6 protein-coding genes are annotated in these 10,864 nt (G+C 50.9%); 4 read left to right on the plus strand and 2 right to left on the minus strand.

Annotated features, from left to right (window positions below):
• Positions 1-68: 68 nt before the first annotated feature.
• Positions 69-524 (minus strand): MBL fold metallo-hydrolase, encoded by a 456-nt coding sequence (locus ACJROR_RS02035; RefSeq protein WP_406545647.1) that lies wholly within the window; start codon positions 522-524, stop codon positions 69-71.
• A 190-nt stretch (positions 525-714) separates the two neighbouring features.
• On the minus strand, positions 715-1,320 hold the full coding sequence (locus ACJROR_RS02040; RefSeq protein ID WP_406545648.1) for a DUF4124 domain-containing protein: 606 nt from the start codon (positions 1,318-1,320) through the stop codon (positions 715-717).
• 532 nt (positions 1,321-1,852) lie between these two features.
• Here ACJROR_RS02040 and metF point away from each other — a divergent pair.
• From metF to ACJROR_RS02060, 4 genes are all read left to right on the plus strand, one after another.
• Positions 1,853-2,719 carry a methylenetetrahydrofolate reductase [NAD(P)H] gene (gene metF / locus ACJROR_RS02045; RefSeq protein ID WP_406545649.1) on the plus strand — a complete coding sequence of 289 codons (867 nt, stop codon included), beginning with the start codon at positions 1,853-1,855 and terminating at the stop codon, positions 2,717-2,719.
• Between the two features lie 317 nt (positions 2,720-3,036).
• On the plus strand, positions 3,037-4,269 hold the full coding sequence (locus ACJROR_RS02050) for a helix-turn-helix transcriptional regulator (RefSeq protein WP_406545650.1): 1,233 nt from the start codon (positions 3,037-3,039) through the stop codon (positions 4,267-4,269).
• Positions 4,259-5,212 carry a WYL domain-containing protein gene (locus ACJROR_RS02055; protein WP_406545651.1) on the plus strand — a complete coding sequence of 318 codons (954 nt, stop codon included), beginning with the start codon at positions 4,259-4,261 and terminating at the stop codon, positions 5,210-5,212. Before ACJROR_RS02050 ends, ACJROR_RS02055 begins: the two co-directional genes overlap by 11 nt.
• A gap of 3,482 nt (positions 5,213-8,694) precedes the next feature.
• Positions 8,695-10,155: a DUF2828 family protein gene (locus ACJROR_RS02060; protein WP_406545652.1), complete on the plus strand. Its 1,461-nt coding sequence runs from the start codon at positions 8,695-8,697 to the stop codon at positions 10,153-10,155.
• The last annotated feature ends 709 nt before the right edge of the window (positions 10,156-10,864 follow it).

The raw sequence follows: 10,864 nt of genomic DNA on the forward strand, positions 1-10,864 counted from the left end.
ATCAACGTTACAGTTGATTGTTATGATAGCATAATAGGGCTAGACTTATAAAAAGTTGTAAATGTTATTTATGCACAGCTCCTAAGATAAAGCTCATCATCAAGACGGAGATCCTCTGTAAGGAGTTCAGCGCGGGGAGGCAGCCGGAGATCCTGAGGAAGACCGATATAGACAGGCTTTTCATGAAGGGAGTAAAAGCTTTCAAGAGCATTCTTTTGGATCAGGATCCGGGCATGGGAGTTATGCCGGAGCAGGTACCCAAGGCCGCCTCCGTGATCATAGTGCCCGTGGCTCAGGATCACGGTGTCCGCCCGGGAGAGATCGATGCCGGCCCGGGCGGCATTCCGGATCATCATATCGGAGGCTCCGGTATCAAAAATAACAGCATGATGCTGGGTTGCGATCCACAGAGAAAGTCCGTGCTCGGTTTCCGCTCCGGAAAATGCCGGCAGGGGAGAACCGGGAGCACTGTCCGTTTCCGTATCTCTGCGGCAGGTATTTTCAGAAAGAACTATGATTTTCATGGGGACTCCTGTAAGGCGGTGAACATGACGGGGCGGAGGAGGATGGAGCTGATATTAACGGAGCGATCCGGGACTTAAAACCGGCGCCGGCTTTCCGGAGCTTGCTGCTCCAATAATTAAAAACACCGTATCCAAAAACAAAAAAACACCGAAGCGAACTCCGGTGTCTGGCAATTTTGCAGGGAAGAAACTACTTTTGCTGGCCGCTGGCCTGAGCGTTCCTCATTTCCTCGTGCTCGCGATGCTTTTCCATAACCTCCTGAATCATCTTCTTGGGGGTGTCGGCATCGATGCACTGGTTAATGCTCTGCTCCAGCTGGCTGACCTTTTCAATACGCTCGCTTTCGATCTTCAGGATGCACTCGTCATACTTGGACTTCTGCTTGGCGCGGCTGAAGGTATATTCGCAGTCCAGCTTCTGCTTAACGCTGTCATCCTCGATACGGCGCTTCTGATAGCTCATCTTGTCGAAGGTGGTATCGATGCAGAGCTGCAGTCTTTCCTGTTTTTCCTTATAGGCCTTTTCCTCATCATTCTTCTGCTGTTCCTTGTTCATCAGCCGGTCATGAGTTTCCTTGGCCTTGTTGGATTCTTCAATCATCTCCCTCTGGTGGGCAGAGTAGTTGGTATTCACAGATTCGAAATTTACCCCCCAGGGCTTGGTGGGAGAGTAGTGCACCGATCCGTTTTCATCCACCCATCTGTAAACAACATTGTTGGATGACTTCTCCGCCGCAGCCTGAGCTGTTAAAGAGAGCATCGCTGACAGCAGGGCAGCCGTGATTATTCTACGCATGGTCAGTTCCTTATATTGCCGGTTATCTCCGGGCGGTGATTGCGCATCACGCGCCGGACACCATGATGCTGAAAAGCAGGACTGTATCCGGACTTTGCATACTTTTCAATTATACCTGCAAGAGTGAGCGGTTTGCAGAAAAACGCCTGAAAACGTTATTTCAGTTATACATTATTTTGTGAAAATGGCATAAGCTCCACAAAATGACAGGTTTTTCCGGAGATTTCCGGCCTGAAATCACCGTTTTTTCCCGGGATGGCGCTCCTGTTTCCCCAAATCCTCGGTCAATAAGGGGAGATGTCCGGACCATAGTTAAAGATTTTTGCTTTCAAAAACGACTAGGTATAAAAAATCTTAATATGCTGGTATAAGCAGAATTAATTTTCTTTAAAGCCCGGGATCGCTTATTATGGCAGGTACGTAAGCAGCATCTGTCCGGAGGGCGGGATCTGCGGTGTCGGCCGGAGCTTCCTTTCTCTCTCAGGCAGTTCATGAGGACAGAATTCAAGACTGTAGAACCACAGGATTATATATGAGCACTATTGCCAACATTTTTAAGAACAAAACCAGAAAGCCGGTGATATCCTTTGAAATATTTCCGCCTAAAAGGGACGAACTCCTGAAAAATATTGATGCGACACTGGCGGTGCTTGCTGACATGCATCCGGATTTCATTTCCGTTACCTTCGGGGCCGGGGGCTCGGTTACCAATTCCGCCACGGTGGAGATCGCCAGCAAGATCAAGAAGCTGGGCATTGAGTCCGTGGCTCATCTGACCTGTCTTAACTATTCCAAAGCTGAGATTCTGACCATGATCAGAAATCTGGAGGCGAATGGCATTGAAAACATTCTGGCTCTCCGGGGCGATCGCAACCCCAATGTGCCGCCTAAGCATGACTTCGCCCATGCCTGTGATCTTAGCAAATTTGTCAGGGAGAACAGCTCTCTCAGCATCAGCGCCGCCTGCTATCCGGAGGGGCATCCGGAAGCGGAAAGCCGGGTGTCCGATATCAGACATCTTAAGGAAAAGGTGGATGCCGGAGCCACGCACCTGATTTCGCAGCTTTTCTTTGACAACGACATTTTCTACCGCTTCCAGGAAAACGTCAGAATGGCCGGCATTGACCTCCCTGTGGATGCCGGCATCATGCCGGTGGTGAACAAGGCGCAGATCGAAAGAATGATCACCCTGTGCGGGGCCTCGCTTCCGGTTAAATTCCAGAAGATTCTGACCCGCTATGAAAATGACAAGGTGGCTCTCTTTGACGCCGGCATGGCGTATGCCGTGAATCAGATAATCGACCTCATTGCCAGCGGCGTGGACGGCATTCATATTTACACCATGAATAATCCCCGCATCGCTGACAAGCTGACCAGCGCCATTAAAAATCTTTTCTGATGATTCTGACAATACAGAAGGTCTCCCGGATGCGGGAGACCCGCCGGAGCGGCCAGGCGGCCGCAAAGGTGGCTCTTTCTTATGCTGATGGAGAAAGTTGGGCATTGCCGTTTCGCTCCTGATATTACACAGCCTGACCTCGGGCCGGGGCAAAAAACGTTGCCATCCCCGTTATTACCCCGGCGCTGCCCCGGCATTTACCCACGCTTAACCCGCTGCTTCCCTTATTAATCGCTTCCGGTAATTCTGTTCCCGGCGTTTTCTGATTACAATATCCAACAAAGAAGAAATCAGAGCAAGCAACATGAGAAAGCAGCATGGCGTACAGTGAACTTATCAAGGACTTCGGCCGCATCAGGTCTTATCTCCGCTCCTTTTACGTATACGGCTTTCAGCACCGGGACGATTTTACCCAGAAGAGCGCCCGGAGCTATGACAATGAACGCCGCCGCATTGAAAGCTGGCTGGGAAAGTATCTCTCCTTCCGGCAGGATGAAAACGGCCGGAGAATATTTCTCAGCGTGGACAGCAGGCAGGTGCCGGAGAATCCCCTTTACCGGGCTTTTAAAACCAAGAGCTTTACCTCCTGGGACATTGCGCTTCATTTTTATCTTCTGGAGATTTTGCAGGAGGCGGGCAAAGCGGGTTCTCTGTCCATAACCGGCATTATGAACCGGCTTATGGATATGCTGTGGAATCTTGCTGACGAGGATTATCCCGATGAATCCACCGTACGGAAGAAGCTCAAGGAATATGCCGGTCTCGGACTAATCGTTCAGAAAAAGCAGGGCCGGGAGATCCGTTACGCGATTCCGGAGGAAAGCTTCAGTCCGGAGGGCTGGCAGGAGGCTTTGGCTTTTTTCACGGAGGCCGCGCCTCTTGGCGTCATCGGATCCTTTTTGCAGGATCGGCTCCGGGAGCGCGCGGACTTCTTCCGGTTCAAGCACCATTACATTCTGAATGCTCTGGACAGCGAGATAGTTTTTGAGGCGCTTCGGGCCATTCATGAAAAGAGGTTTGTCACCTTTAACGCCGGAGATCATACGGTAACGGCCCGGCCGCTTAGGCTTTATACCGGCACTCAGACGGGAAGGCAGTACCTTCTTATTGAGTCCCGCAAAAGGCAGCGGCTGTCTTTTCAGAGGATCGACCTTATTGAAAAGATCGCCGCGGGAGATCCCTGCCCGGAGGATCCGGAGCTGGAAGAACGGCTGGCATTTTTTTCCTCCCATGTCTGGGGTGTTTCCGGTGGTAATGTCGATACCCTGCATCATCTGGAAATGGTAGTGGCGGTTGGGCCCGATGAGAGTTTTATCGTTAAGAGGCTGCTCCGGGAAAAGCGTTCCGGGACGGTGGAAAAGGTCGATGACACCCACTGGCGGTTTTCCGCTGATGTTTATAACCCTATGGAAATGATGCCCTGGATCAGAAGCTATACCGGGAGAATAACGGAGCTTAAGTGTTCGCTCCCCTGGGTGGTTACCCGCTTTTACCGCGATTTTACGACCCTGGCCCGGATGTACGGAGTGGACCGCAATTATGATGTTTAACGAAATCTTCAGCAGCTATTACCGGGTGACGGCGGCCATTCTCCGGGAGGCGGCCCGGGGCGCTCTTACCGAAAGAAAGCTTTTTGCCATGGTGCGGGAGCAAGCCTTTGGCGAAAGCCTGCTTACCATGCCGGATGATCTTATGGGCGGGAAATGGCATCTCCTCCGCCGGGATCTCACCACGCCTCTGCGCAAAGTGCCGGAAACGCCCCTGACTTTGCTGGAAAAGCGCTGGCTTAAGACTCTTCTGGCGGATCCGCGGATTCAGCTCTTCAGTCCGGAGGTTTCGGGGCTGGAGGATATTGATCCCTTATTTGCGCCGGAGGATATTGTCTACTATGACCGCTATGCCGACGGTGATGACTACGCGTCTCCGGAGTATATCGCAAGCTTCAGGACGATTTTGCAGGCTCTCCGGGAAAAGGAAAATCTGGTAGTGGACTACGAAACCCGGGATGGCAGAAGACCCCGGATTTTTCTGACGCCGTATTACCTGGAGTATTCGGAAAAGGATGACCGTTTCCGGCTGGCAGGAGCCGGGCTTACACGGCAGTTCACCATGAACCTCGCCCAGATCCGGGGCTGTATTCTGCAGCGCGGCAGGGAAAGACTGCCCTTCGAGGAATCCCCGAAACGCTCGGTGACCTTTGAGCTCATGGATCACCGTAATGCTCTGGAGCGGGTGCTGCTGCACTTTTCGCATCTGGAAAAGGAAACCCGGAAGCTGGAGGAGGGGAAATATCTGGTAACCCTGAAATACGACAAGGAGGACGAAACGGAACTCGTGATCCGCATCCTGTCCTTCGGGCCGTTTATCCGGGTAACCGAGCCGGATAGCTTTATCGATCTTATCCGGAAGCGTCTGGTGAAGCAGATGGCCCTTTGCAATGAATGGCAGGAGGCTCAGGAGGACGGCGCTCCCGGCATTGACGAGATGTCATGAGCCGGAATCTTCAGGGAGAGGCGAGTTTACGGCGCTGATCCCGCAGAACTGAAATGTCCGGAGAGGCTGGAATCCCGCGGCGGGAGGGAAAGATCTTCTCCGGCCGCAATTCTCATTATCTTTCCCCCTTGATTCTCAAATTCCTAATCCCCTCCCGGGCAAGCCCTGATTGACAGCACTTCCCTGTACGCTTGTCTGCCGGCGTCATTGAGAAGCAAAGCTCAGATGTGAAAGACTTATAATTTCTTGTCCTGAATTCGAGAAGCATTGCCATCGCTCCTGTTTATGGGGTTTCCGAAGCTGAACATGTTAAAGGCAAACAAGAAGATCCGAGTCGTTTTCTCATCACAACATAGTTCAGGTCTTCTCTCTGTTCGATAACTTTTCCTTTGGGCCGCAGCTTTCCCTTTGGGGCTGGGCTTTTTCATTGTAAACACAAACCCGGCAAGGCAAATCGATGTCTGTCAAAAAGGCTTGGAAAATCATCATTTTTCTGATTTTTTGCGGGGGAGCAACCGGATTAAACAGCAATCAGCCATTTTTGATGCAATGGCAGGTTGTTATTTTGCGTGATGCCGGCGTTCGGTTTGGGGGGCAAAGCTGATTTCGCACCTTTTTTTCCGGGATGAGGTGCCGGCAGGCACTATACTTTCGCCATCAAAAGCGCATGCAGCAATTTTTCTATTGGTATGATATCGGGATTGCCGGTTCGAATCCGGCCTTTGTCCGACAGGCGCTTTGTTACAAAGACGCTCTCCCGGGCAGGCCCTGAGAGGGTGTTTTTATGTTAGGCTCCGACTGTTTTGCGGTCTTTGCGAGTTTTGCCAAAACCTTTGGGCAGCCCATTCTCAGGTTTCCCTGTTGCCTTGTAACCTGCATTTACGTTTCCGGCGATTTTGGTGCGAGCGGCCAAAGCTGATTCCGCACTATTTTTTTTCCAGAATAGGGCTGATATGGTGCTATACTTTCATCATTAAAAGCGCGAACAGCAACTTTTTATCTTCGTGTGTCGCCGGTTCGATTCCGGCTGACAGCTGCGTAAGCGGCGGTCATAGCTCAGTTGGCAGAGCGACAAAAAAAGGCGCTTTGTTAAAAAGATCCCCTCCGGGCTTGTCCTGAGAGGGGGTTTTTATTTTCGGCTCTGACTGTTATCCTCTGCGAGTTTATGCCGAAACTCCGGACAGCAGAACACCCTCTCCGGTTTTTCCTGTCTCATTTTAACCCTGTATTTTCAGTTGTGGGAGATTTTGGTGCGGGCGGTTAAAGCTGATTTCGCACTATTTTTTCCGGGACTACGGCCGACAGGGCGTTATACTCTCACCATCAAAAGCGCGAACAGCATAATTTCTTGCCAGGTGTTGGTCGCCGGTTCAATTCCGGCTGACAGCTGCGCAAGCGGCGGTCATAGCTCAGTTGGTAGAGCAGCAAAAAATGGCGCTTTGTTAAAAAGATACCCTCCCGGCTTGTCCTGAGAGGGTATTTTTATGTCCGGTGTTGACTGTTTTACTTTGTGAGTATTTGACAAAACCCCCGGGCATTCAGGATCCTTCCGGTTGTACCTGTCGCATTCTAACCCTGCATTTTCGGTCCTGGTTATTTTGGCAGTAAGACTTCGGAGAAGATTCGGAATAGCTTCGGAGAATCTTCCGAAGCATCACCGCAGAAAATTAAAAAAATCGGGGATTCTGACGCGAAAGTGCGGAACAAAAATGGCTATTGGGAATTAAAGATATAAAGGGCATGTTATGGAAAACTGCTCCCGTAAGTAATGAAGAGTCATGAGCTTCGGCACCTTCCGTTCTGTTCCGCTGTTTTACATCTTTTACAGCAGCTACGAGGATGCTGTTTAAGGCGTTTCGCATGTAATAACGGCAGTAATCCGCTCCTGACGAAAATTATCCGCGCCCGGAAACCGGCCCCAGTTCGCACTGTTTTTTCGGGATATGTCCTGAAATTCAGCTACAATAGAATCATTAAAAGCGCTAACAGCAAACTTACTTCAGTATCGCCATTTGATAGAGACAGCGCTTTGTTTTTTCCGCTGCCGGATTCCGGGCCGTATCAGGAAATCCGGTGTTACCGTAAGTTTTTTATGAAAAGGAGTTTTGTCATGTTTGACGACTGGGATGATCTCACTGATTTAGGCGGCTCTCATTAATTTTTAATGTGGTTATTGGCTCGCTTTAGTTGTAAGAGAAATCTCGGCAGGTTAAGCTGTACTGCGGAGTTTTTTAAGTTTTTGTTATTATTGAGTTATATACCGTAGCATCTTCCTTTTTTCCTTTATTCTCCAACTCTCCCCGAAACAGCCGCCGCCCCTAAGCGCCCTGCATTTTTCTGAGCTGTTGTCTTTGTCTTCGCGACTTTATTACCGGTACTTCTGAAAGCTCCCGAAATACAATAAAATCATCAAAGCTCTCACAGTAAATTTTTTTTCCGCGCTATGGAGCAGGGCTGGTTCGACTTCTGCCTGGCAGCATTGATGCCTGATTTCACGGTGCATGGCTGAAGAAAAAAGCGGCTTTGTTTTGGTGATGAGAGCAAATCTCGGCACGTTTGATTTCAGAGGTTCTGCTTCCCGGCATTGCCGGGGTGCCAGTAAAGCCGGACTGTCCCATCCGGCTGATTACAGCCGGTTTTTGAAGTTGCGTAATCCCTGCCGTAATTATCCGTGCCTCGAACCCGAAAATTTTCCATAGTTCGCACTTTTTTTTCCGGGATATCCCCCGGATTCCTGCTACAATGGAATCATTAAAAGCGCTAACAGCAAACTTACTTCAGTATCGCCATTTGATAGAGACAGCGCTTTGTTTTTTCCGCCGCCGGGTTCCGGGCTGTATCAGAAATCCGGCGCTAACGTCAGGCATCCTTCGGGATGCCTTATTAACAGCCTTTCGATTCTGCCATACCGCTCTCTTTCGTTTTCTTTAATTTCTCCTTAATTTTCCCTCATCTCCCCCGAATCAGCCGCCGCCCTCGGTGCCACGCATTTTTGTTTGCTATGATTTTTATGTTCGCAACTTTTTTACCGTGATTTCCCAAAACTCCCGAAATACAATAAAATCATCAAAAGCGCGCACAGCAGATTTTTTTTCCGCGCTATGGCAGCAGGGCAGGTTCGACTCCTACCGGGCATCGAAGATGCCTGATTTCACGGTGAATGGCTGAAAAAATGCGCTTTGTTTTGGTGATGTCAGAGCAGCCTCGGCACGTTTGATTTCAAGAGGTACTGCTTCCTGGCATTGCCGGAGGCTCCCGCAAAGCCGGGCTGTCCCCATTGCCTGAAAAAGTTAATGAAAATGAATGAACCAGCTTCTTAAGCGCGGGATCCCTGAGGGTGATTCGGAGAAAATACCCGAGAATGTCACCCGGGATCGCTCAGGGTTTATAAAATATCAGGAGGGGGATGATACCGTCAGGCATTCTGACGCAGGTCTGGCGTTTCTGAGAGAGCTTCCCAGGCTGATAAGGAGTAATTGATCATGCTTAAAGAGTTAAAAGAACTTTCCAATACCGCTTTAACTGAGAACGGAGCCGTAACTTTTCGCACTACCGAATCCTATTGTCTGGATCTTTTTGCTACCATCGGCGCCCTCCGTAACTCCTGCGAACAGGAAATTCAGGATCGCTTCATGAGAGCGTTCTTCGAGGATCCGGATCTGGCCATGAAGACTCTGTTCTTTGCCCGGGATATTCGGGAGGGGCTGGGAGAACGTCACGTGTTCCGGGACATCCTGAAATGGCTTTCCGAAAACCGGAAGGAGTCTCTTTTGAAGAACCTGGAGCTCATTCCCGAATACGGCCGCTGGGACGACCTGCTGACTCTCCTGGACACTCCGGCCCGGGAGGAAGCCGAGGCCTTTTTGAGAAAGCAGTTCACCGCTGACCTGAAAGCTCTGGACGGCGAAGGAAAGGTGTCGCTTCTGGGGAAATGGCTGCCCTCCGTGAATGCCTCCTCACCGCAAACTGTAACCTGGGCCAAGCAGCTTGCCGGAGCCTTCGGCATGCGCGATCGCGAATACCGTAAGGCCCTGTCCGCTCTCCGGGTTCAAATCGGCATCATTGAGAACAATCTTCGCAAGAAGGACTACACCTTTGATTACGCCAAGCAGCCGGGAAAGGCCATGCATAAGTATCGCAAGGCCTTTATCCGGAATGACAAGGAGCGTTACCTCGACTTTCTGAAAAAGGTTGCCGCGGGCGAGGCCACCCTGAATGTGAAAACCCTGATGCCCTACGACATTGTGAATGCCGCCTACCGGAACTCCCTGAGTCAGGAGGAACGCCTGTCTCTGGATACCTCCTGGAATGCGCTTCCTGATTACACTGACGGGGAGAATGCCCTGGTGGTGGCTGACGGTTCCGGTTCCATGTACTGGCAGCATGAGCCGCTGCCGGCAGCGGTGGCGCAGTCGCTGGCCATTTACTTCGCCGAAAGGAGCAAGGGAGCATTCCGGGGACACTTCATTACGTTTTCTCGCACCCCCCGACTGGTGGAGATCAAGGGCAAGGACATTGCGGACAAGGTGCAGTTTGTGAGAACCTTTAACGAGTGCGCCAACACCGATCTCGCGGCGGTTTTTGATCTGATTCTGGCTGCGGCCCTTAAGAAAAAAGCCCGGCAGGAGGATCTTCCCGCTACGCTGTACATAATTTCGGACATGGAGTTTGACGCCGCGGCGGCTAATTCCTCCGGGAGCAATTTTGCGAGCGCTAAAAAGAAGTTTGCCGAGCATGGCTACCGGCTTCCCAAGGTGGTGTTCTGGAATGTGAACTCCCGTAACGAGCAGCAGCCCGTTACCCGTAACGAGCAGGGCGTGATTCTGGTTTCCGGATGCTCGGCCCAGCTCTTTTCCAAGGTGACCAAGGGAGAGGATGTAAGTCCGTACGCCTTTATGACGGAGACTCTGGGAAGCTCCCGGTACGCTGCCATCACGGCTTAGCCGGAGCGCCTTTGAGTTACTGACGTGACGTGAAGAGAGAGCGCAGATTGCGGTCTCTTTTTATTTTGGGGGGCGGATTTTTCCGGAACTTTCCGCCCTGTGCTTCGCTGTGTTTCCGCCTTCATTTAGGTCAACAACCCGCGAAAAGCGGGTTTCTCGCGGCTCTTATGAAGAATCGGAAATCTTAACTGCCGGGATTGCCGCTGCGCTACAAGTCGGCAAGTATTTTCCAGATTTTTTTAAATATCCAGACGTACAAAGCCTTTGTCCAATAAAGAAGGAAAAGTGATACGTCAAATATAACGTAACACAAAACGAGCCACGGATTCTCAACCTCTCTCAGCGGGCATGCTATCTCCAATATAGCAATAATGCAGCACCCCAGCAGAAAATATGCCGGGACTCCGAACAAACACCCAAAAAGACACGCGCCGTCTTTATCCGCTCCGGCATACGGCTCTCCGGAGCAAACACCGGGATCGCTGTCTCCGCCGCACATAAATCATCTCCGTTGCTATCAGCATTACTGCTTATATTGTATGCGAGGAACGAAAGCAAGTCTCTGTTCCGGTCAGCTTTTCGAACTCATTTCATCTGCTGTTTGCCGTCATAATTTGCCTGCCTCCCTGGCATCCGCCTTAGCTTTTTCCCAGAGAGAGTTCCCGGCTTCATCCGGAGATGCGGAAACCGATTCAGAGTCCGGATTTCC

Source organism: Succinimonas sp., from assembly GCF_045225735.1.
Classification (GTDB): Bacteria; Pseudomonadota; Gammaproteobacteria; order Enterobacterales; family Succinivibrionaceae; genus Succinimonas.

Coding starts and splice junctions, on each gene's coding strand:
- metF (WP_406545649.1), top strand. CDS start 1,853: ATGAGCACTATTGCCAACATTTTTAAGAACAAAACCAGAAAGCCGGTG.
- ACJROR_RS02040 (WP_406545648.1), bottom strand. CDS start 1,320: ATGCGTAGAATAATCACGGCTGCCCTGCTGTCAGCGATGCTCTCTTTA.
- ACJROR_RS02055 (WP_406545651.1), top strand. CDS start 4,259: ATGATGTTTAACGAAATCTTCAGCAGCTATTACCGGGTGACGGCGGCC.
- ACJROR_RS02050 (WP_406545650.1), top strand. CDS start 3,037: ATGGCGTACAGTGAACTTATCAAGGACTTCGGCCGCATCAGGTCTTAT.
- ACJROR_RS02060 (WP_406545652.1), top strand. CDS start 8,695: ATGCTTAAAGAGTTAAAAGAACTTTCCAATACCGCTTTAACTGAGAAC.
- ACJROR_RS02035 (WP_406545647.1), bottom strand. CDS start 524: ATGAAAATCATAGTTCTTTCTGAAAATACCTGCCGCAGAGATACGGAA.